General features: G+C 59.1%; 22 protein-coding genes and 1 pseudogene. 18 read left to right on the top strand and 5 right to left on the bottom strand.

Going from position 1 to position 22,157, the window contains the following annotated elements; translation table 11 throughout:
• Positions 1-23 precede the first annotated feature (23 nt).
• The 4 genes from trbF to IC50_RS39380 are packed head-to-tail and all read left to right on the top strand — an operon-like array spanning position 24 to position 3,193.
• Positions 24-707, top strand: a complete 684-nt coding sequence (trbF, locus tag IC50_RS26745; protein ID WP_035711685.1) for a conjugal transfer protein TrbF — start codon at positions 24-26, stop codon at positions 705-707.
• Positions 704-1,735: a P-type conjugative transfer protein TrbG gene (gene trbG / locus IC50_RS26740; protein ID WP_035711682.1), complete on the top strand. Its 1,032-nt coding sequence runs from the start codon at positions 704-706 to the stop codon at positions 1,733-1,735. Before trbF ends, trbG begins: the two co-directional genes overlap by 4 nt.
• On the top strand, positions 1,732-2,943 hold the full coding sequence (locus IC50_RS26735) for a TrbI/VirB10 family protein (protein WP_035711681.1): 1,212 nt from the start codon (positions 1,732-1,734) through the stop codon (positions 2,941-2,943). Before trbG ends, IC50_RS26735 begins: the two co-directional genes overlap by 4 nt.
• A 4-nt stretch (positions 2,944-2,947) precedes the next feature.
• The gene (locus IC50_RS39380; RefSeq protein WP_081492523.1) at positions 2,948-3,193 is read left to right on the top strand and encodes a DUF2274 domain-containing protein; all 246 of its coding nucleotides are present in this window, start codon (positions 2,948-2,950) and stop codon (positions 3,191-3,193) included.
• Here the strand turns inward: IC50_RS39380 and IC50_RS26730 are convergent.
• The 3 genes from IC50_RS26730 to IC50_RS26720 all read right to left on the bottom strand — a co-directional run bounded on the left by IC50_RS26730 (position 3,160) and on the right by IC50_RS26720 (position 5,646).
• Positions 3,160-4,119 (bottom strand): LysR family transcriptional regulator, encoded by a 960-nt coding sequence (locus IC50_RS26730; RefSeq protein ID WP_050991102.1) that lies wholly within the window; start codon positions 4,117-4,119, stop codon positions 3,160-3,162. The genes IC50_RS39380 and IC50_RS26730 overlap by 34 nt on opposite strands.
• An 81-nt stretch (positions 4,120-4,200) precedes the next feature.
• The gene (locus IC50_RS26725; protein WP_035711679.1) at positions 4,201-4,833 is read right to left on the bottom strand and encodes an acyl-homoserine-lactone synthase; all 633 of its coding nucleotides are present in this window, start codon (positions 4,831-4,833) and stop codon (positions 4,201-4,203) included.
• Positions 4,834-4,917: 84 nt separating this feature from the next.
• On the bottom strand, positions 4,918-5,646 hold the full coding sequence (locus IC50_RS26720; RefSeq protein ID WP_035711677.1) for a LuxR family transcriptional regulator: 729 nt from the start codon (positions 5,644-5,646) through the stop codon (positions 4,918-4,920).
• Between the two features lie 433 nt (positions 5,647-6,079).
• Between IC50_RS26720 and IC50_RS43330 the strand changes: the two are divergent.
• Both IC50_RS43330 and IC50_RS43325 read left to right on the top strand, forming a co-directional pair.
• A pseudogene (locus IC50_RS43330) lies at positions 6,080-6,841 on the top strand (amino acid ABC transporter ATP-binding protein); the annotation flags it as partial.
• 129 nt (positions 6,842-6,970) lie between these two features.
• Positions 6,971-7,747 (top strand): methyl-accepting chemotaxis protein, encoded by a 777-nt coding sequence (locus IC50_RS43325; RefSeq protein ID WP_347369237.1) that lies wholly within the window; start codon positions 6,971-6,973, stop codon positions 7,745-7,747.
• A 400-nt stretch (positions 7,748-8,147) separates the two neighbouring features.
• On the opposite strand, the gene IC50_RS26710 is transcribed toward IC50_RS43325, so the two are convergent.
• Positions 8,148-9,050 (bottom strand): LysR family transcriptional regulator, encoded by a 903-nt coding sequence (locus IC50_RS26710; RefSeq protein WP_035711675.1) that lies wholly within the window; start codon positions 9,048-9,050, stop codon positions 8,148-8,150.
• A 150-nt stretch (positions 9,051-9,200) separates the two neighbouring features.
• Between IC50_RS26710 and IC50_RS26705 the strand changes: the two genes are divergently transcribed.
• The 9 genes from IC50_RS26705 to IC50_RS26665 all read left to right on the top strand — a co-directional run bounded on the left by IC50_RS26705 (position 9,201) and on the right by IC50_RS26665 (position 17,619).
• Positions 9,201-10,403 (top strand): pyridoxal phosphate-dependent aminotransferase, encoded by a 1,203-nt coding sequence (locus tag IC50_RS26705; protein WP_035711734.1) that lies wholly within the window; start codon positions 9,201-9,203, stop codon positions 10,401-10,403.
• Between the two features lie 35 nt (positions 10,404-10,438).
• Positions 10,439-11,257, top strand: a complete 819-nt coding sequence (locus IC50_RS26700; RefSeq protein WP_050991100.1) for a transporter substrate-binding domain-containing protein — start codon at positions 10,439-10,441, stop codon at positions 11,255-11,257.
• 21 nt (positions 11,258-11,278) lie between these two features.
• Positions 11,279-11,971 (top strand): amino acid ABC transporter permease, encoded by a 693-nt coding sequence (locus IC50_RS26695; RefSeq protein ID WP_050991099.1) that lies wholly within the window; start codon positions 11,279-11,281, stop codon positions 11,969-11,971.
• Positions 11,968-12,696, top strand: coding sequence for an amino acid ABC transporter permease (locus IC50_RS26690; RefSeq protein ID WP_035711671.1), 729 nt, complete (start codon positions 11,968-11,970; stop codon positions 12,694-12,696). The genes IC50_RS26695 and IC50_RS26690 overlap by 4 nt, the downstream gene beginning before the upstream one ends.
• Positions 12,696-13,418 (top strand): amino acid ABC transporter ATP-binding protein, encoded by a 723-nt coding sequence (locus tag IC50_RS26685; RefSeq protein WP_035711670.1) that lies wholly within the window; start codon positions 12,696-12,698, stop codon positions 13,416-13,418. Before IC50_RS26690 ends, IC50_RS26685 begins: the two co-directional genes overlap by 1 nt.
• Before the next feature lie 22 nt (positions 13,419-13,440).
• Complete coding sequence (locus tag IC50_RS26680) at positions 13,441-14,148, top strand: ribonuclease activity regulator RraA (RefSeq protein WP_035711668.1); 708 nt, start codon at positions 13,441-13,443, stop codon at positions 14,146-14,148.
• Positions 14,149-14,347: 199 nt separating this feature from the next.
• Entirely contained in the window at positions 14,348-15,607 is a 1,260-nt protein-coding gene (locus tag IC50_RS26675; RefSeq protein WP_035711666.1) for a Glu/Leu/Phe/Val family dehydrogenase, read from the top strand.
• A 30-nt stretch (positions 15,608-15,637) separates the two neighbouring features.
• Positions 15,638-16,423 (top strand): SDR family oxidoreductase, encoded by a 786-nt coding sequence (locus tag IC50_RS26670; RefSeq protein ID WP_035711662.1) that lies wholly within the window; start codon positions 15,638-15,640, stop codon positions 16,421-16,423.
• A 434-nt stretch (positions 16,424-16,857) separates the two neighbouring features.
• Entirely contained in the window at positions 16,858-17,619 is a 762-nt protein-coding gene (locus tag IC50_RS26665) for an SDR family oxidoreductase (protein WP_035711659.1), read from the top strand.
• A gap of 485 nt (positions 17,620-18,104) precedes the next feature.
• Here IC50_RS26665 and IC50_RS26660 read toward each other — a convergent pair whose 3' ends face one another.
• Positions 18,105-18,782: a GntR family transcriptional regulator gene (locus IC50_RS26660; protein ID WP_050991098.1), complete on the bottom strand. Its 678-nt coding sequence runs from the start codon at positions 18,780-18,782 to the stop codon at positions 18,105-18,107.
• A gap of 178 nt (positions 18,783-18,960) precedes the next feature.
• Here IC50_RS26660 and IC50_RS26655 point away from each other — a divergent pair, with 178 nt between their 5' ends.
• The 3 genes from IC50_RS26655 to IC50_RS26645 are packed head-to-tail and all read left to right on the top strand — an operon-like array spanning position 18,961 to position 22,131.
• Positions 18,961-20,385 (top strand): MFS transporter, encoded by a 1,425-nt coding sequence (locus IC50_RS26655; protein WP_244429650.1) that lies wholly within the window; start codon positions 18,961-18,963, stop codon positions 20,383-20,385.
• Between the two features lie 36 nt (positions 20,386-20,421).
• Positions 20,422-21,816, top strand: a complete 1,395-nt coding sequence (locus tag IC50_RS26650) for an acyclic terpene utilization AtuA family protein (protein WP_035711654.1) — start codon at positions 20,422-20,424, stop codon at positions 21,814-21,816.
• Between the two features lie 6 nt (positions 21,817-21,822).
• Complete coding sequence (locus tag IC50_RS26645; protein ID WP_035711651.1) at positions 21,823-22,131, top strand: DUF4387 domain-containing protein; 309 nt, start codon at positions 21,823-21,825, stop codon at positions 22,129-22,131.
• The last annotated feature ends 26 nt before the right edge of the window (positions 22,132-22,157 follow it).

Genomic DNA, 22,157 nt, shown 5'->3' with positions numbered 1-22,157 from the left:
CTCGATACCAGGGGCAACCATCGATGTTTAGACGAACTTCCGTTCATTACGGGCGCATGCCCGAACCGGTCACACCGTATCAGAAAGCAGCGCAGGTTTGGGACGAACGCATTGGATCTGCACGCGTGCAGGCCAAAAACTGGCGCCTGATGGCGTTCGGCTGCTTGATGCTATCGGCTGGACTCGCAGGCAGCCTTGTCTGGCAATCGAGCCAAGGATCGATCACGCCCTGGGTTGTCGAAGTCGATCATCTTGGCCAGGCCCAAAGAGTTGCACCGGCCAACATCGACTATCAGCCGACAGATGCGCAGATCGCCTACCATCTGGCACGCTTTATCGAAGATGTCAGGGGTCTACCCGCTGACGGCATCATTCTGCGCCAGAATTGGCTCCGGGCCTATGACTTTACTACTGATCGCGGCGCAGCCGCGCTCAACGATTATGCGCGCAACAACGACCCGTTCGCCAAGTTGGGCAAGCTCCAAATCTCCGTCGATGTCTCGAGCGTCATTCGCGCGTCGTCGGAAAGCTTTCGGGTCGCGTGGACCGAGCGTGTCTACGACAACGGTTCGTTGAACTCGACCGAGCGCTGGACGGCCATTCTCACCATCGTGATCGAAACGCCGCGAGATGCCGAGCGTCTGCGCAAGAATCCTCTTGGCGTCTACGTTCGCGCCATCAACTGGTCAAAGGAGTTGAGTCAGTGACCAAGACGAAGTCTGGCGTTCATTCGATGAATCACTTCGCAGAATCCAGGCTCAATTCGGCTTGGCCCGAGTTCGTGACCTCGAAGCGTGCATTCCTGTCTGCTCTTCTGCTTTGTTCTTCTGCGCTCGGTGGCTGCGCGACCTACCTTCCGCCGGAGATCAGCTATGACGCGGAAGTGCCTCCGTTGGCGCGCCCAGTGGCTCCCGACGACAAACCGAGACCGCTGCACGTTCCACCTCTCTGGAAACCCGCGCTCGGGGGCAAGTCGGGAGGGAAAGAAGACGCTGAACCCGTGAGCCGTGTTGAGACGGCAAACAGCGCGGCTCGGGTCGAACCACGCAAGCGGGGGTATTTCAACGCGGCGCAAATCTACGCCTACAGTCCCGGAGCGCTCTATCAGATTTACGCAGCACCAGGGCAGATCACGGATATCGCGCTCGAGGAGGGAGAACAGTTGACGGGATCGGGGCCGATCGCGGCCGGAGATACCGTACGCTGGGTTGTGGGCGATACCGAGAGCGGGAGCGGCGACACACGGCGGGTCCATATCCTGGTCAAGCCGACCCGAGCGTCGATCGAGACCAACCTGGTGGTCAATACTGACCGGCGCACCTACCTGATCGAGCTCCGCTCCCGCGAGCGGCCATACATGCCCTCTGTTGCCTGGTACTATCCAGAAACCGTGCGCGAACGATCGCGCTCGGTCGCCCTGAAGCCCGTTATTCCGGAGCCGGCGCAACGCATCTCCCGCTATGCCATCGAAGGGGACAGTCCTCCCTGGCGGCCGCTCGCCGCATATGACGATGGCCGCAAGGTCTACATCGAATTCCCGGCGGGGATTGTGCAAGGCGAGATGCCTCCGCTCTTCGTCATTGGTCCAGACGGCAAGACCGAACTCGTCAACTATCGTGCTTACGCCAACGTATTGATCGTCGATCGGCTGTTTGCTGCCGCGGAACTGCGGCTTGGCGGCGAACATCAACAGAAGGTCAGGATTGTCAGGACTGACGGGAGACCGTCGTCATGAACACGCGGAATGCAAACAATGACGAGCAAGCGGCTCCCTCGGAGACACAAGGGGAAAAGTCCGAAAGTTTCCGCTTGAGAGCAGAGCATCCGCGCGTGACAAGATTGTCACGGAAGGTCTTGGCGGGCGGGAGCGCGGTCGCATTGCTCGTCATCGGTGGGGCGGTGCTGTGGTCGCTGCAGAGCAATCGCCCCCGAAATCAGGCGGCCGATGAGCTTTACAGCACCGACCATCACAATGTTGCTGACGGCATCACGATGCTGCCAAAGGACTATTCTGGCGTTCCCCATCAGCCGATCCCGCAGCTTGGTCCGCCGCTGCCCGGTGACCTCGGTCGCCCCATCCTCGCGGCCCAGGGCCAGCCGCCGGCGATCGGCGGAGATCCGGAACAGCAGCGTCGAGAACAAGAAACCGAAGCTGCACGCATCAGCCATTTGTTCGCTTCGACCAATGGAAAGGAAGTGCGTCCGCCCGCGGCCGCGGCTGTTGAAAGCGACCGTCTTATGTCGCCGAACGCAACAAGTCCGGGCGACGATGGAGCGGCGCAAAACGGTCAAGACCGCAAGCTTGCCTTCGTCAACGCTTCTGTGGACCGCCGCACGGTCAGTTCTGACCGCATCACCACGCCGGCTTCACCCTATGTCGTGCAGGCTGGTACCGTGATTCCTGGAGCTCTGATCACAGGGATTAGATCCGATCTGCCCGGGCAAATCACCGCGCAGGTGACTGAAAACGTATACGACACGCCCTCCGGCCGGTTCTTGTTAGTGCCCCAAGGAGCGCGTCTGATCGGGGTTTACGATAGCCAGGTCACTTTCGGTCAGTCGCGCGTTCTGCTCGTCTGGACCCGCCTGATTATGCCGAATGGACGTTCCATCGTTCTCGAGCGGCAGCCAGGCGCGGACGCTGCCGGATATGCAGGCCTCGAAGACCAAGTCGACAACCACTGGGGCGAACTCTTCAAGGCCGCGGCATTATCGACGTTTCTCGCCGTCGGGACCGAACTGGGTGCGGGTTCGGACACCAACAGCAACGATAGCGCAATCATCCAGGCACTGCGACACGGCGCCTCGGATTCACTGAACCAGACCGGGCAGCAGATAGTTCGGCGCAGCCTTAACATCCAGCCCACTCTCACCGTGCGACCAGGTTTCCCGGTTCGCGTACTTGTCAATCGAGACCTCATCCTTGCGCCTTACGGAGGATAACGAGATGCCTAAGCTTAGAATAGGAGAATTGCTTGACGACAAGCCGGTCAAGATTACCGCCGAGCTTCCAGCATCCGTTCATAGGGATCTCATCGCCTACGCAGAGGCCCTGGCTCGCGAAAATGGACAGCGCGTTGATCCGGGGAAGCTAGTCGCCCCAATGCTAGCGCGCTTTATGGCCACAGACCGCGGGTTTGCAAAGGCGAGACGAACCAATCATTCTCCAAGAGCCGGCGTGGGTGAGGGATAGCGTTCTGCTAACAGGCTGAGGAATCGCTTCAGAGCCGGATTTTCATTGTCGTCGCGCCAATGCGCATGGAAGTCCACCCGGCTTGGTCCCGCTCCGTCCTGCAACTCCCGGTACACAAGGCCAGCGAAGCTTGCACCAATATCCGATTCCATCACCAGACTGAGCCCCATGCCCATACTCGTCAGACTCTTGATGATGCCACGGCTTACATCGTGGCGCTCTACCCTTGGGCGGTCGTCAGGTAGCACGAGCTTCGAAATCAAGAGATCCTCAAGCTCTGGCCCCGGATCATACTTGCTCAGAAGAATGTTTTCGTTACGCAAATCTGTCCAATAGACGATCTCACGTGACGCCAGGCAGTGATCCTGAGGCAGCGAGATCAGGATGCGTTCGCTCCAGAGCAGCAGTGATTTGATGTCCTTCGAAGGTATGCGTCCAGGACTAACGACCACGTCAGCTGTTCCGTTACGGAGAGCGGTAATCAGACGGAAGCGAGAGCGTTCCATCGTTACTAGTTCGAGCCGTGGGAGCAGCTTTTTGAGTTCTGCTATCGTAGCTCGCAAATTGCCGGTAGACATAGATGTGAAGAAGCCGATAACGAGATGGCCAGTATCGCCGCGACTACCGGACCTCCCTGCGTCAACAAGCATGTCAACTTGTTCTAGGATCAACCGTGCGATTCGCAAAACCGCTCGGCCAGCCAGAGTAGGCTTGATTCCACCGCTTGACCGCTCGAACAGCGAGGTCCCTACCAAGTACTCGAGCTGACCTATAGCACGGCTGAAGGCCGTGTGCTTGATCGAAAGCGCTTCTGCCGCTCGTCGAAAGCTTCCGTAGTCAGAAGCGGCAACCGTAAGTCGAAGCTGCTGCAGGTCAACAGCCTTTGCCGCGTGGCGATGATCGTATCTATTGCTAATTTCGGCCACGTTCGTTACTCGGTAGCAAGCCGCAAGACATGGCCTCCCGCTTTTCGCGGGACGCCATCTCGTCTGTTGGTGTTGATCGTTCTAGGCGGCCGCGAAAATTACTGGCGTCCAAAGAGCCGGCATCGAAAGGCCGCCAGCCTTGCGAAGGTTGGAGAGAATCTCACTCGAAATTGCAAGGTAACCCGCCACGGCCAAAGTATTGCCAACCGTGGAAGGATTGCCAATGCGTCGCAGGGGCCAGCCGGCGCGTCGAAGGATTCTTTCCATTCGGACATCGGTGACGGTAACGATATCGGTGAGCTGCCGTGAAAGCCCGAACTCGACCATTCCCGCAAACAGCTCGTAAGCGGCACGAGTGATGCGGTGATCCCCTTTTGGAGCGTCGGCAGCAACATCGATTGCGAATCTACTACTTTCCCAAACCTGAGGAGTTGACGGCGCGGGTTGGCCTTCAAGAAGCGCGGGAAAGGTGTCGCGAAGCATGGTCGGGCCAAGCGTGGGAAGCAGGCGAACGGAACCTTGCACTTGGCCGCTTTCACATAGTTGCGCTAGGTAGGCGGGGTGCAGTGCATCGAAATCGTCGATCTCCATGTCGCCGCTAGTTTGAACGTCCCATCCCATGCGGAGCTTGAAAACACGATGCCGCAGGCGATACATCTCAACGAGAGTGTCGGAAAATTCCCCATAAGAAGATTGTGTGATGAGCTGAATCATGGTCCCTCCAGGAAAGTGGTGCCACCTCCTTTGATCGGGATTTTTGATCTAATTCATCACCTGTAGTTGTAGGGGGTGCGTGTCCTAATTTCGCTCTTCTTTATTTGCAGCGGCTAGGCGCGTCACCGCTTGCACAACAGTCCGAACTCCAAGCTTTTCTTTTGCGTTCTCTAAATAGTATGCAACGGTGTTGCGCGAAATGCCGAGGATGCATCCAATCTCCCAAGCGCTTTTCCCTCGCGAAGCCCATTCCAAGCATTCAAGCTCGCGAGGAGACATGCGTACTCCACCGACACTTCGCTCGTTCGCGAACTTGCGGCGGACGTGGGCATGGAAGTACATTGCCATAAGCTGAAGAACGCGCGCGTGCGAATCAATGAACTGTTCGAATTGCGGCCGTCTCTCGTCAGCGGCAAACGTTAGTGCGGCGACTGGACCGTGCCCATCGTGAATGGGAACAGTAAAGCCAAATCGGATTCCGAATTGGGCGGCTTCATCGAGAAGTTGTCGCTCCGCCATCGAGGCGGATCTCGATGACAAATCAATTCCCCATCGGAACGGCTCGGGACTCTGAAGCGCCTCTCCAATAACGGGGTCGACAGTTTGGTATTTATTGCGCAAGTAATGTGTCGTCCATCGCGAAGGATATGTTGAGATTAGACGCGGCTTGTCATCCCTTGAGGGTTGGAGAGCGAGATAGGCGAAACAGGATAGATCCAAAGCGGTCGCGGTGTCCGCGATGACTCTAGAAAAATCCCCAAGATCGTCTGCCGCCGACAAGCGGTCGATAAAGTTCTGAAATACGCGATGCAATCCGCGATCTACCGTATGTCCCAGAATCGGCATGTAATATTGGGCTCGTGCCTATTTTGAGTTTGGCGAGAGATCCAGCACCCGCATCTAAATCTCTCTGAATACGCAATTATTTTGCTCCCTTAGCCCGTCGGAAGCAACATGGCGTGGCAAGCGAAACGAGGAATTAAATTCAACTGACTGATGAAGATTCGGCGAGGAGTTGGTCGGGCTTGCTTCACTCCAATTGAATGATCCTTGCTAGCGCGTCACTAGGCGGCGACGATAGGTGATCCGAGGCAAATCGAGATGCGCTATTCGAGGAGCTCAATCGCGCAGGCAATGTCAGCAACGAAAACGATAGTGTCGCATTCTATAAATTCAATTGACGGCTATTTCGACGGACGACAAGTTGCCTGCGGGCCGATCGAATTTGCAGATGTCGGCCGCAGGGATGGAAATGATCGATAATCCAGGCGACGTTAAGAAACGTTTCTCGCTTCGGCTGACTGACGTCAGCAAATGGTTTGGAACTCTCCAGGTATTGCGTAAAGTGGATCTGTGCGTCTCGGAAGGCGAGCGAGTCGCAATCGCCGGTCCGTCAGGTTCGGGAAAATCAACACTTATTCGTTGCATTAACGGGCTCGAGAGACATCAGCAGGGAAAAATTATCGTTGAGGGAATCGAACTTACCGACGAACAAGGCCAAGTGGATAAAGTGCGTCGTGAAGTCGGAATGGTGTTCCAGCAGTTCAATCTGTTCCCACATCTGACTGTTCTTCAGAACTGCACCCTTCCTTTGTTGAAAGTTCGCCGGATATCGAAGTCAGACGCGGACGATTTAGCAATGTCTTATCTCGAAAAAGTGCGTATCTCGGAGCAAGCGGGCAAATACCCGGGGTCGCTGTCTGGAGGACAGCAGCAGCGGGCTGCGATAGCGCGATCTCTCGTTATGAAACCCAAGGTTCTGCTATTCGATGAACCCACATCTGCGCTTGATCCGGAAATGACCAAGGAGGTGCTCGACGTGATGGTCTCTTTAGCGAAATCCGGGGGCGTAACAATGCTCTGTGTGACCCACGAAATGAGCTTCGCGCGTGAGGTTGCAGATCGCATTGTTTTCATGGAGTCGGGCGAAATCATTGAGGTCAATCCTCCGGCGGAGTTCTTCAGCAATCCCAGGCACAGCCGGGTCCGGGCATTTGTCGGCCAGGTGAACAAGGAGAAGGACGAAGCGCGCAGGCGGCTGCTCGAGACAACGTTGCATCGCTTCCGCAAAACCGTGGGGCGCGTAACGGAGGAGGCTTCTGATGCCGCCACGCAGATATTGAAGCGCATTGAGACGATGAAAAGCCAGATGGACGATGTGGATCAGCAACGACAGCAGATGGTGAATAGAACCGATGAAACCGTCGAAAGTGTCGAGGTTGTTTCATCTGCGACCGCGGAACTGTCGGCTTCGATTGCATCTATCTCTCTGCACGCAAATGAAACGGCCCAATTTGCCGCGGCCGCAAATAGGACGTGTCAGCAAACGAATGCGGCGATCAATACGTTAGACTCTCGGATAAGGAGTATCGGAGATATTCTGTCCCTCATTCATAAGATCGCTGCTCAAACAGATTTGCTTGCGCTAAACGCGACAATTGAGGCATCGCGAGCCGGCAACCTCGGGAAAGGCTTTGGGGTAGTTGCCTCCGAGGTCAAGGAACTCGCTAAGCAGACCGCCGCCGCAATCGAAGCAATCAAGCAACAAACCGACGGTATCCAGGAAGCTGCGAAACGCGCTATTGAAAAGATGCAGTCGGTGTCAGACTTGACGCAGCATACCGAAGAGAGCGTCGGGGCCATAGCGACAGCAGTTGAGCAACAAAGCGCCACAACAAGAGTGATCGCAGAGAGGGCCACCGCTGCAGTTAATGCAACCAGATCAGTCACTAAAAGCCTCGCCAACGTCGCTGCACATACCGCTGACGCCGGTCGCACAACTGGTGAGGTCCTGTCGGATGGTCTTGCCTTGGACAAGCTGTTCGCCAGTCTCAATGGGCAGATCGACGCCTTCATCCAAACTCTAACGGAAGACCGCCCGAACGCGGTCGACTCCCTTGAATGGCCGCGTTGAGCCCCGTACGCGAAGACGCGCCGTTACGCTTCGACAAGTCAGTTAGCGAACTCAACCGCCAAAAGATCAGCTAAATCCCGCTCCGCATAGTCGATGGGCCAACAACGAGTCATCAGGTTGATGGGTCGCGATGAGGCTGTCCAATAAAAGCAACGGTTCATCGCTCAACAAGATAAATCGCCCGTTCCTCCCTGACTGGCTGCGATTCAGCGACGCCGCGCTCTGGGCGGCGGTTTTTTTCCGCCAATGGTGGCGGTATTCAACCTCGTGAACGCAGATCAACACGTAGCGACAGGGCAGTCGTCCAACAACCATTCGATACTGCTCCGCTGCCCGTATCCAGCCAGTTACATCGATGACCGTCTGGCCTTGGAGCCCGGGGCGTGTCGTCTTCCGTCGGTCAAAAGAGGACGCACCCAGCCGCGAAATCGGCTGTCTCGCTGACGAGCGACATGACGGATGCTTGGATGTCGTCGTCGCGAACTCGTTTTCCGAGTACGACATACGGTACTCGAGGGAGTCGCGGCTTGGTATCAATAACGCATAGCCGTCCGGTCGCAATCATCGGCTCGAACATGTGTCTCGGTAGATAGCTGACGCCGTGTCCTGCCACCGTAAGAGCCGCAATTGCTGACAGGCTGCTGCTTGGCAGGGAATTCGTGATCTCAATTCGCCGCTCGGAAAGCCAGCGACGAATGATGTCGCCGAGTCCTGAAGCGTGCGCCTGGTCGATGATCGTATAGTTCATAAGTTCTTTAAGCGAGAGTGTGCGGGCCACTTCGACGTAACCCGGCCGACACATCCATGCGTAGTCGACGGCACCCAGCGACTGAACCTGGAGCGTCGGATTGTGGAAGGCATCAGGAACGACCGCCATATCTAACCGGTCATGCTCCACGGCGGCCACGAGCTCCGCGCTCGCGCCAACGACAGGTTCGATAACAACGGACGTCGAGAGCGTTTTTGCCCGCTCAGTGAGTGCGTGTAGCCAAGTCATGGCCGTGAGTTCGGTCACACCAACGCGAAGTACCTTCGGAGCGACGACTGATGTCTTCCCCAGGTCGATGACGCGCGTTCGTAGTACGAGCATTTCGCGCGCGAGCAGTAGCAAGCGTTCTCCGGTTTGCGTGAGGCGCATCCGTCGTCCGTTGCGCTCAAACAACTTCACTCCTAACGCTTCCTCGAGTTCTTGGATCCGTTTGGATATCGCGGACTGCGTGGTGTTGAGATGACGCGCTGCTCGCTCGAGCCCGGACAATTCGGCAGACCAGTAGAACCCTTCGATTTGTCTTAGCGAGAACATTCTGACCTCCCGACGATTGGACCCTTGGCCTGGCGTCACATGCCGAAATGGAAACTCTCATGATCGGTAAATTCCTTTTACGAATACAACGAAATGAGTCAGTTTCAAACCCGCTCGCATCAATGTCCCGTTTCAAGAGAGAAGGGAGGAATCCTCGTGTTACTCGCCGATAGGTTGAACCTCATCCAGCCATCGCCCAGCATCGGCGCGCTGAGCCGCGCGCGCGACCTCATTTCGAGCGGCCGCGACGTTTGCAATATGGCTGGCGGCGAGCCCGAGTTCGCAACCCCTCCTCATATTGTTGAAGCTGCGCACCGCGCCATGTTGGACGGCCAGACGCGCTACACGGCCGTAGATGGCACCCGGGCCCTCAAGGAGGCCATCTGCGCGAAGTTCTGGCGTGAGAACGGCCTGCGCGTCGATCCCTCTGAGGTCTCCGTCGGGGCGGGAGCCAAGCAGGTCATCTTCAACGCGCTCACTTGCTCAGTGCAGCCCGGCGACGAAGTCATCGTGCCAGCTCCGTACTGGGTCTCCTATCCGGACATCGTGCGCCTAAACGGCGCAAAGCCGGTATTCATCGAGACAAACTATCGGGCAGGCTTCAAGGTTACGCCTACACAATTGCAGGAAGCCATCACGCCACGAACCAAATGGCTAATCCTGAACTCGCCCAATAATCCAACCGGCGCCACCTACGACGAGGACGAGTTGCAGGCGATTGGCGCGGTCATCGAAGCCAACCCGCAGATCCACGTCCTCACAGACGATATCTACGAGCATCTGCGCTATGACGAGGCGCCCTTCACAACTTTCGCCAAAGCCAACCCCGATCTTGCCGATCGCACGCTGACCATCAACGGTGTCTCGAAGACATACGCCATGACTGGCTGGCGCATCGGCTATTGCGCGGGTCCCAAGTCCTTGATCAGGGCAATGGAGAAGATGCAATCACAAAACAGCGGCAATCCTGCCTCGGTCAGCCAGGCAGCGGCTCTGGCCGCGTTGAACGGTCCGCTCGACTTTCTTCCGAATTGGATCGCTGAGTACCGAATAAGGCGCGACCTGTTGGTGTCTCGCCTCGACGGACGACACGGGCTGCGTTGCCCATCCCCGCAGGGTGCATTCTACGTGTACGTCTCTTGCGAAGCACAGATGGGAAAGAGAACGCCGCACGGATCCACCATCCAAACCGATAGTGACTTCGTCATCCATCTGCTCGAATACGGAGTCGCTGGCGTGCAGGGGGCAGCCTACGGCTCGCCGCCGGCATTCCGACTCTCCTTCACCCCCAAAACCGAGACCGTTGAGAAGGCGATCGACCGGGTTCTGCAAGCTTGCGCGGTTCTGCGCTGACCGCATTCCCAATAATGTCACAGAGGAGATGCACGATGAAAGCCGTATTCGCAGGACTGATCATCGCCGTCGGCTGCATAGAAGTCGCTCACGCCGCACGCCTTGATGATATAAGGGCACGCGGCACGCTCGTGTGCGGGGTGTTCGGGGATCTTGTGCCGCTCGGGTTTGAGGATCCAAAGACGCGCACACTCGTCGGTTTTGATGTCGATGTCTGCAAAGGCGTGGCCGACAGCCTGCACGTCAAACTTGAACTGAACACGCTGTCCGTTGCCGCGCGCGTTCCTTCACTGCAAACAGACCGCGTTGATGTTGTAGCTGCTGCTATGGGCTATACCTCGGAACGTGCGAAGCAGATAGCTTTTTCCGCCGCCTATATTCAGGTGCCGATACCCGTCCTTGTACTATCCGATTCCGGTATCGAGGGCTTCAACGATCTCCGCGGCAAGAAGGTTAGCGCGATCCGCGGGTCTACGCCGGAGCTTTTCGCTCGTCAGAAACTGCCAGAGTCCGAGATCGTCACCTTCGACGATGGCCCTCTCGCTTATCTGGCCCTGCAGCAGCATAAGGTGCAAGCAATGGCGATTTCACAAGGCGCCGGCATCGGGTTCCGAAATCGCTCGGAACGCAAGGTCCGCTTTCTCGCTGAAGTGCTGCACTGGGAGCCGGATTGCATCGGCATCAAGCTGGGGGAAACAGCGCTTCTTGATGCCGTGAATGCCGGATTGGGCGAAATGGAAAAATCTGGCCAGTTGCAGACGATCTGGGACAAGTGGTTCGGCGACGGCACGGAGTACAAATTGACGCGTGAGAAGAAGCTGACGCCGCTCGCTGAATTCGAGAACCAGCCCTAAGCCTGCGCAGGGATTAGCCTAATGACGTTCGCGATCCTCGAGCAGGCGGATATTTGGCGCCTCTTCGCCACCGGCTTGCGCTTGACGGCAGAGCTCTTTGTGTTCGCGGCGATCCTCGGGTTCGGGTTCGGCGCGGCGCTCACAGCCTTGCGCCAATCGAATCGCTGGGCCGCGCCTCTAGTCATCGGCTTTGTCGAATATCACCGTAACGTGCCCAGCCTGGTCCAGTTGCTGGTTTGGTATTTCGCGGTCCCGCAGGTCCTACCTGCAATATTGCGGGGTTGGATCGAGCAGAATCTGGATGGATTCGTGTTCGCCATTGTGGCGCTCAGCCTGAACGCGGCAGCTTACATTTCCGAGGATCTTCGCAGCGGCTTCCGCACCTTGCCGAAGGGACAGTTCGAAGCCACCGAAGCTCTCGGCCTATCCCGGTTCCAAGCGCTTCGACTTGTCCTGCTACCGCAGGCTGTTCGGGCTTGCTTTCCCGCGCTCGTCAGCCAGACCTTAAGTCTCTTCAAGGCGACCACACTGGCGATGGCAATCGGTGTGGGAGAACTGATGTACGTCGCTCGGCGCATCGACGGCCAAACATACGCGACTTTTGCCGCATTCCTCGTGCCGACCATTATGTATCTTTGCTGCACCCTTGCGATCATGTTCGGAGGTGAGCGGATGCAGCGGCGCCTCGTTGCAACGGGAGCCGATAGCAGATGATCGACATTCTCTCCCGCTTCGGCACCTCGCTCCTCATAGGCCAGTTTCCGCACGGACCGCTTGGCGGAATCGCCCTTACGGTCGTGATGTCCGCGGTGGCGCTGCTGTGCGCCTTCCCCTTCGCAGTCGGGGTAGCAATGGCGCGGACATCACCGATCGCGGCCGTTCGCCGTCTGGCTGCCGTATATGTCTATTTCGTCCGGGGCGTGCCCCTTTTGCTGTTGATCTTCTGGGCTTATTTTGTGGTGCCTCTCGTCACTGGAGTCGGAACGTCGGCGACCGTTACGGTCATCTGCGCCCTGGTTGCTTATGAAGGCGCTTATCTCGGTGAAGCTATCCGTGGGGCGCTTGAGGCGCTGCCTCGAGGGCAGGTCGAGGCCTCCCGTTCGCTCGGCCTCGGATACTGGAGCACCTCGACCTATGTCGTACTCCCGCAGGTGCTGGTGAGCTGCCTGCCCAGTATGGTCAACCAATTCATCATTTTGGTGAAGGACACTTCCTTAGCTTCGCTTGTTGGTGTCCACGAACTGACGTTTTCAGCAAACCAGATCAACGCCCAACTGCTTACCCAGCCACTGGAAGTATATGCACTGCTGGCGGCCGCCTATTTTGTTCTCTGTTTCGCGCTCAGCCGACTATCGCAGTTTCTCGAAAGCAAAATCGCTCGGATCCGGTCCGGGTCGACGGGCAGTGCGGCGGTCGTGGCAATCGCGGAGGCTATTTGATGATCCAGTTCAGCGGCGTTGAGAAGCGCTATGGGGGTTACCTGGCTCTACGCGGGATCGATGGTGAAGTCGCGCGCAGTGAAGTCGTGGTTCTGTGCGGCCCTTCCGGCTCAGGCAAGTCGACACTGATCCGCACGGTGAATCGCCTTGAAGCGATCGACAAGGGCACGATTAAGGTAGAAGGTGTCGATGTCCGCGATGAATGTCAAAACCGGTTGCGCGCGAGGATCGGCTTCGTTTTCCAGCAGTTCAACTTATTCCCGCACATCTCGGCGCTCCGCAATGTGACACTCGCGCCCGTATTGCTTGGAAAATGGCCTAAGCGCGAGGCGCGAGAGAGAGCTCTCCACCTTTTGAATAGAGTCGGGCTAGGGTCGTTGGCAGACCGGTACCCCTCCCAACTGTCTGGTGGCCAGCAGCAACGCGTCGCGATCGCCCGTGCGCTCGCTATGGAGCCGCCCGTCATGTTGTTCGACGAACCGACGAGCGCGCTAGATCCCGAGATGGTCGGCGAGGTTCTGGCTGTGATGAAAGGCTTGGCTCGGGACGGTATGACCATGGTCTGCGTCACTCACGAGATGGGTTTTGCCCGCGAGGTTGCGGACAAGGTTTGGTTCATGGCTGAAGGAAAAGTTCTCGAGCGAGCGTCGCCGACAGAGTTCTTCACCGCTCCATCACACCCGCGAACGCGGAACTTCCTCGCCGCCATCCGTGCGGCGTGACTTAACACAACCTGGATGCGACATGACCGACACTCGAACCGATCTCGTCTCGCGGCTGCGGGACGTCACAACGGCAACGCTAACTACCGTGCTTTTGAAGCGCGGCCATCGAAACGTATGGATGCGTGGGACGCGCCCACTACGGTCCAATCAAAAGCGAATCGTCGGTCCCGCATTTACGCTTCGGTTCATCCCGTTCCGGGAAGATCTCGCGACCCCTGAGGCTTGGTCCGCGCCGATCTCGACGCGCACTGCCGTTGAGGCAATGCCGAACGGCTGTGTCGCGGTCGTGGACGCCATGGGCTGTACGGATGCGGGAATTTTCGGCGACATCCTCTGTGCCCGTATGGTCCAGCGCGGTGTAGCCGCGCTCGTCTCTGACGGAGTGATGAGGGATGCGGAAGGCGTCGGCAAGACGGCGCTTCAGGTGTGGTGCCAAGGTGTCGCTGCGCCGCCCGCCGTATCGTCCCTGACCTTCGTGCATTGGGACCAGCCTATCGGTTGTGGCGGCGTCGCGGTATTTCCGGGCGATCTCATTGTAGCGGATGGAGACGGCGCCATCGTGATTCCTTCCGCTCTTGCCGCCGATATCGTGGACGAAGCAGTCGAGCAAGAACGGGCGGAAGAATGGATCCTGGCAGAGGTGAATCGGGGCACTCCACTGAGTGGGCTCTATCCGATGAACGAGCAGACGAGGGCGCGCTACCTCAAGTTCGCTGGCAAGGCCTGAATCCATGGCTGCCAACAAACGTGCCGACAACCACTGCAGCGCCGGCTCTGACGCAGATGGCGGCTTGTTCCGATTCTGGTGATTGAGCACCTGCGCTGAGGCACCTGGGTAGTTGCGTGAACTTATCTGAACCGCCGAGGCGGACATTCGCCTTGACAAGGAGCGGCCTCAACCTGAGTGCCGACGGAGAGAAACGGAAATGACGATCTACACAGGGCCCGTATTCGAAATGGCCCGAACCCAGTTCGAGGCCACTGCCGATCACTTGGAAATACCGATCGAAGATCGGAAACGACTTCTCTATCCTAAGCGAGCGATTTCGGTATCTATTCCTGTCCACATGGATGATGGACTCACCGAGGTTTTTCAAGGCTACCGGGTTCAGCATCACCTCACCCTTGGTCCCACGAAAGGTGGGACGCGCTTTTCCCCAACCTTGGATGTGGGTGAAGTTGCGGCGCTCGCTGTCTGGATGAGTTGGAAATGTGCTCTTGCAGGCCTTCCCTATGGTGGTGCCAAGGGCGGCGTGGCATGCAATCCGGCGTCTCTCTCACGAAGGGAACTGGAGGCCATCTCTCGTCGCTATATGCAGGAGATGATTCCCTTCGTCAGTCCGCAGACGGACGTCATGGCACCAGATATGGGCACCAACGAGCAGGTTATGGCCTGGTTCATGGACACCTATTCCATGCACCAAGGCCACGCCGTTAACGAGATCGTCACCGGTAAACCCGTTGCCCTCGGCGGCACGGAGGGACGGCGCGAAGCTACCGGTCGCGGGGTCTCCTTCCTGGTAAACGAGGCATGCAAGGTCGTTGGCATCCAACCTTCGAAAGCCACGGCCATCGTGCAGGGCTTCGGTAATGTCGGAAGCGTTTCCGCATACACACTGGCGCGACGCTATGGCATGAGCATTGCGGGCGTGAGCGATCACACCGCGGCTTACTACGATCCGGCCGGCCTGCCATTGGACGGCATTGAGCAGCACCTCGCTCGACACGGTGTGCTAGCCGGCTGGAGCAACGAGGCGGTCATCGACCCCGCGAGTTTGTTGGAACAGCCGTGCGACGTTCTGGTCCCTGCCGCTACCGAGCAGGTGATCACCGGGGCTAACGCTGGCCGCCTCCGCTGCCGCATTCTGGCAGAAGGAGCTAACGGTCCGACCACACCTGAGGCGGATACCGTGCTCAGCGATCGTGGCGATGTGTTTGTGATTCCCGACATCTTGTGCAACGCGGGCGGCGTGATCGTCAGCTACTTTGAATGGGTACAAGATCTCCAGCGCCTGTTCTGGACGGAATCGGAAGTCAATGATCGGTTGGAGCAGCTTCTGCTGCACGCCTTCCATCTAGTCACGCGACGGGCCGCGGCAGATCGCGTTTCCATGCGAATGGCTGCCATGGCCATCGGTGTGGGAAGACTGCGCGCTGGCAAACAGATGCGCGGACTGTTTCCGTAGTCGAGCCAACTGCATCAAAGGAAGTTTTCAATGGACCTAGGTCTAACTGGCAAAACGGCGCTCGTGCTAGGCGCTGGCGGCGGTCTCGGCTCCGCGATAGCGGCGAGCCTCGCACGAGAAGGCGTGCATGTAGCTGCGGCCGACTTGGACATTAGCGCGGCGGAGCTTACCGCAAGAACTGTCCAGCAGGCGGGGCGCGGCGGGTTGGCTCTCGCCTGGGATCTGGCCGACCTCGACGTTATTGATCGTTATATCGGTCGGATCGAGCGCGACTTGGGCGATATTGATATCCTTATCAACAATACCGGCGGTCCGGCGCCGTCGCCCGCGGCAGGGCAGGATTCCGCGACCTGGAGTACGAGCTTTAAGTCGATGGTGCTGTCTGTCATTGCAGTTACCGATCGCGTGCTGCCCGGGATGCGCAAGCGTGGTTGGGGCCGGATCATCACTTCGGCATCATCTGGAGTGGTGGCGCCCATTCCCAACTTGGCAGTGTCAAATGCCTTGAGACTTTCGCTTGTTGGCTGGTCCAAGACCCTGGCAAGGGAAGTGGGCCGAGATGGAGTGACGGTCAATGTCACCGTGCCGGGCAGGATCGCGACGCCTCGGATCACCTTCCTAGATGAACAGCGAGCGAAGCGGGAAGGCCGCGAACCAATCGAGGTGGCGACCGAGAGTACAGCTTCCATACCGTTGGGCCGCTACGGCGACCCGCGAGAGTACGCAGACGTTGTAACATTTCTGTCGAGCCCGCTTGCATCTTACGTCACGGGATCGCTCATTCGGATCGACGGTGGTCTTATCCAGAGCCTCTAGCCCGATATAGGCTCAAGAACATTTCGCAAAAACTAGAATCTCGGAAAACACAGAGGGGATTAGCAAGTGACGCCCGTCGAACCGCTTGCGCCCCGCAATTGTGGAACACCACATAATGGGTTCTTAGAAGCCCCATTCATCGGCCATACTTAAACGGTGGGTTTTGGCTAGGAGGGCCGAGATTGCTTTGAATAAGGGTTGACCGACACTCTCTCCGCCGCTGCCCTTCTGTATTGTATCTAACGTCTGCCAGCCGACACCGATATTCTTGGCGGCCTTCGCAGCCGTCAGTGTTAAGCGGCCGGATTGAGGTGACGGCTAGGCGCCTCCTGCGGCGTGGCGGGGCGCGGCGGAACGGCCAAAGCCGCCGTGCCGCCCTTGTTCAGCCGGTCACCGTCCGGATCATCATCCCATCACCACATGAGGTTCGCTCAATGGATACCATCTCGCAGGCGCCGCTCATTCTGATAACAGGTGGAAGTCGTGGCGTCGGCGCGGCGACTGCACGGCTCGCGGCCGCGCAGGGGTACGATGTCGCGATCAGCTTCGTCTCCAAAGAAGCTGCCGCCCATGCAGTGGCGGCTGATGTGCAAGCCGCGGGGCGTCGGGCGCTGCCCGTGCGTGCAGATAGCGCGGATCCCGAGCAGGTGGCACAGCTCTTCGCGGCTATCGACCGGGAGTTCGGCCGTATCGATGTCCTGGTGAACAACGCTGCGGTTCTTGCGCAGCAGTCCCGAGTGGAGGATCTCGGTTTCGCGCGGATGCAGCGGATCTTCGCCGTCAACGCGATCGGCCCCATTCTCTGCGCTCAACAGGCCGCAAAGCGGATGTCCTATCGTCACAACGGGCGGGGCGGCTCAGTGATCAACGTCTCATCGGCGTCGGCCCGGCTCGGCAGCCCGGGCGAGTATGTCGACTACGCCGCGTCGAAGGGCGCGTTGGAGACATTCACGACTGGTTTCGCCAAAGAAGTCGCCCGCGATGGAATCCGCGTCAATTGCATTCGTCCCGGCCACATCTACACCGAGATGCATGCAAGCGGCGGGGAGCCGGGGCGGGTAGATCGCGTCAAGGACTCGATCCCGATGGGACGAGGCGGTCAGCCTGAAGAGGTCGCGCGGGCAATCCTGTGGTTGGCCGGCACCGAGGCTTCGTTCGTCACGGGAACGTTCCTCGATGTCACCGGCGGCAAGTGACTAAATGGATTTCTAGCCGCTGACGAGCCCGGACATTCGGCGGCAGCCCTTAATGAGTACTGTGCCAGCTCGTTTGTCGCGCTTTACTCCCGACGGCCGTCCAGTAAGTTGGCTGCATGCCCTTTCCTCGACCACACTTGCACACCGGCCGCTGCCACACCTTCATCTGCCACGGCGTCGGATTTGTTGAATCGCATCAGTCGATTTTTCGGAAAGCGTTGGCGGTTTTTCGTCAACCCATACTCTTTTGGGGCAAGTGTATGCAGCGATATGGGATCGGCAGAATTGTCTAATATCGGGCTCGGTCAGTCTAGCGCCCGGTTCGCACGACCGACCTGATGCTGTCCTCGGGCGAGGCGCTGGGCAGTTCCAGATGGCGTTTGACACGTAGGCGAAATGCAACCCCCATACGGCCAGTGAACTGGACCACTGGCCCATTTCTCCGCGGTGCACCAGTTAACCTACCACGTCTGTCGCCGACCGGATCAACCTTCGGCCACAGCTGTCGCGCCTGCCTTCCCCCGCAACTCCGTCATTAGATTGCTTCGGGACGCGATGAGATGCGCCCGCATCGCGGATTCGGCTGCATCGGCATCGCGGCGTTCGATCGCGACGATTATCGCTTCATGTTCGCGGTGCACAGCCTCGACGCGCCGCTTGGTTCGCGCGGTCACCACGGTGCTCTGAAACCTGCAGATCCGGAGCAGCGGATAAAGCTCGTTGCAGATGATGTCGGTGAGCCAGCGGTTTCGGCTGCCGCGCACGATCAGCATGTGCAGATCGTTGTGGACGGTGCCGGCACGGAACACGCCGCCGATGCCTTCGCGGCGAAAGCTGTCTTCGAACGCGGAAAGACAGGCGCGCAGCCGCCGTGTCTCATGCAAGGTCATGTTCTCGGCGGCCTGCCGGCTCGCCATGCCCTCGAGCGCTTCACGCGTCGTCAGCAGTTGCTCCATATCGTCGAGCGACAGCTGCACGACGCGGACGCCGGAGAACGGCGTGCGTTCGACCAGATGGCGCCCCTCGAGGGTGCGGATCGCTTCGCGCAGCGGCCCCCGGCTGACGCCGAACCGATCGGACAGCGCCTGCTCCGAAAGCTTCTGCCCCTGCGCCAACTCGCCGGTGAGGATCGCCTGTTCCAGCTGAGCGACGATCTGGTCCACGAGAGGGCCGCTGGCTGCCGGTAACGTCATGATTCTGATCCGGAATTGTCTTCCTCCCAGACTAGCAGAATTGCGTTCTCGGGCAAGGATTTGTTGTCAATCTAAAGGATTGTTGACAATCATAGCCATTGTATTCAATCTGGCTGGAAGAAAAGTCGTTCTTTAGGGGAGGTCCAAGGTGAACATCACGGCTCTCGCCGCTCGGCCAGCCGATCCGTTGCCGCATGCGCAGGCCGCTGCGATCACCGCGCGCATCGATCGGCTGCCCGAGAACAGGCACATATGGCGGCTGGCGGCCCTGATCTCGCTGGCGGGGATGTTCGAAGTGTACGACCTCTATCAGACCGCCTATGTCCCGGCCGGACTCGTGCGCGCCGGCATCTTCTCAGCCGGAGCGGCGGGGCTGTTCGGCCTGCCGGACCAGGCGGCGTTTGCGTCCTCCACCTTCCTTGGACTGTTCATCGGGGCGATCGCGTTTGCCTCGGTCGCCGATCGCTTCGGCCGCAAGAAGATCTTCCTGTGGGCGCTGGTCGGCTACAGCCTCGCAACGCTCGTGATGGCGCTGCAATCGACCGTGAACGGCATACTCACCTGCCGACTGGTCGCCGGAATCGGACTTGGCGTCGAGCTCGTCACCATCGACGCCTACCTGGTCGAGATCGTGCCGAAGCACATGCGCGGCAAGGCGGCGGCGATCATGCACGCGATCGCCTATCTGGCGATTCCGCTGGTCGCGTTCGTGTCCTATTTTCTGATTCCGATCGATCCCTTTGGCGTTGCGGGCTGGCGTTGGGTCGTGCTGATCGGCGCGGGCGGAGCGCTCGCGGTGTGGTGGTTGCGCGTCAACCTGCCGGAGTCGCCGCGCTGGCTTGCGCAGCACGGCAACATCGAGGCCGCCGAGCGGATCCTCCGCGAGATGGAGCAGCGCCTCGAGCACGATCTCGGCCACAAGCTGCCGCCGCCTGCGCCTGACATCGTCGAAGTCTCCCGTCGCGCAAGCTTTGCGGAAATCTGGCAAGCGCCCTATCGGCGACGCACAATCATGCTGATGGCGTTCAATTTCTTTCAGACCATCGGCTTCTTCGGCTTCACCAACTGGCTTCCGACATTGCTCGCGGCGCAAGGGCACTCCATCACCAAGAGCCTGCTCTACTCGGCCGTGATTGCGGTGGCCTATCCGCTCTGGCCGCTGCTGTGGGGCTTCACTGTCGCCGAACGCTACGAGCGCAAATGGCAGATCGTCGTCGCGTCAGGCGCGACCGCCGTGCTCGGCCTGGTGTTTGCCATGCTGACGATTCCCTCGCTGCTGATGGTGTGCGGCACGCTGATCGTCGGCACCAATACGCTGATGTCGTATGCCTACCATCCCTACCAGGCCGAGCTCTATCCAACCGAGATGCGCGCCCGCGCGGTCGGCTTCGTCTACTCGTTCGGCCGCCTGTCGACGGTGTTCACGAGCTTCATGATCGCATTCCTGCTAAAGGAGTTCGGCGCATCCGGGGTCTTCGTGTTCATCTCGTTCAGCATGATCGTGGTGATGGGATCGATCGGGATCTATGGTCCGCTGACACGCGGACGTTCGCTTGAAGACATCGCGCGCTAGCGCACCATCGTTCGCAGCTAAGGGGTAACCAGGTTCATGACCGAGAGTGCAGAGATCTCCGACAGGATCAGCATCATCGTCCCGACGGGAATGCTGGGCGGCGGCGTCAGCCGCGCGCAGATCCAGTACGGCCTCCGCCGCGGCGCCAGCGCCATCGCGGTCGATTCCGGATCGACCGACAGCGGACCCGCCTATCTCGCGCGCGGCATCTCGAAGATGAACCGCGAGTCGGTCAAGCGCGACCTCCAGATCCTGATGGCGGAAGCAGATGGCGCGAAAATTCCGTTGCTGGTCGGCACCTGCGGCACCAGCGGCACCGATTCCGGCGTCGACTGGACGCGCGACATTGCGCTCGAAGTGGCCACCGAACTCGGCATCAGCCCGAAGATCGTTTGCCTTTACAGCGAGCAGAAGGCCGACGAGCTGATCCGCAGGAACGGCGAGGGAAAGATCACGCCGCTGCCGCCGCTCGGGCCTGTCAGCGATGCCGACCTGAAATCCTGCGAGCATATCGTCGCATTGATGGGACCCGAGCCCTACATCGCGGCGCTGGAGGCCGGCGCAGACATCGTGCTCGGCGGACGCACGACCGACACGGCGGTGCTTGCCGCGGTACCCCTGATGCGCGGCGCCGGCGTCGCGCAAGCCTGGCACGCCGCCAAGATCGCCGAATGCGGCGGCCTGTGCACGGTCAACCCGAGCCTCGGTGGCGTCTTGATGCATGTCGGCCGCGACGCGTTCGAGATCGAACCGCTCGACATCGACAATCAATGCTCGCCGGAAACAGTGTCCGCGCACCTGTTGTACGAGAACAGCGACCCGTTCACGCTGACGGAGCCCGGCGGCGTGCTCGATGCCAGGGATGCGGACTATCGCTGGGTCGACAACCGCATCACCCGCGTCACCGGCTCACGCTGGACGCCGAAGCCCTACACCATGAAGCTCGAAGGGGCCCGCGGCGGCGATTTCCAGACCATCATGTTCATCGGCATCGAGGATCCTGATGTACTTGCCAACCTCGACGAGTTCCACGATCTCATGCAGAAGACGCTGACGGGGCGCATCAGGAAGACATTCGGCGAGGAAGCCGTTCGATTCGACGTGTCGCTGCGCATCTATGGGTGGAACGGCACGTCCGGCCGGCCCGTGCCGCGGGGCACGGTGCCGCCGCGCGATGTCGGCGTGATGTTCGTGGTCACCGCGCCGACGCAGGATCTCGCGAACCGGATGGCGAAGGCGTGCAACCCCTATTTCTTCCACACCCCTCTGCGCCCGGGCATCGAGATGCCGAGCTATGCATTCCCGTTCACGCCGGCCGAAATTCCGCGCGGCCAGCTCTATGAATTCGTTCTCAACCACGTCGTGCACACAAGCGACGCCTTCGAGCTCGTGCGCAGCGTGAGCATCGAGCCGCGCATGCGAACAAGGTAGCTCTCGATGCCTAAGCTCAGCGACATCTGCCGTCACGTCCGCTCCAAGAACGCCGGACCGTTCTGGGTGACCGTCGATCTGTTCTTCGATGGCGAGGAGAATTTCAGGCGCTATCGCGATACGCCTGCACTTTCACCGCAGGTTTTTGCGCGCCTGTTCGGCACCAACCCCGATCTGGTCAGACGCATCCCCGTCGACAATCTGCACGTGGTCAAGATTTCCTATCCGCGCCCGCATCCGCAAGGCTGGATGCAGGAACGCGACATGCATGCCGGGCAGCAATTCGCGCGATTGCTGGATCTGGAGATAGATTGATGCGCCCGGATCGACGTTGAGCAACA

It is taken from the genome of Bradyrhizobium genomosp. I (2014) (assembly GCF_000261685.1).
GTDB lineage: Bacteria > Pseudomonadota > Alphaproteobacteria > Rhizobiales > Xanthobacteraceae > Bradyrhizobium.
This window is presented reverse-complemented; position numbering and strand designations above follow the sequence as displayed.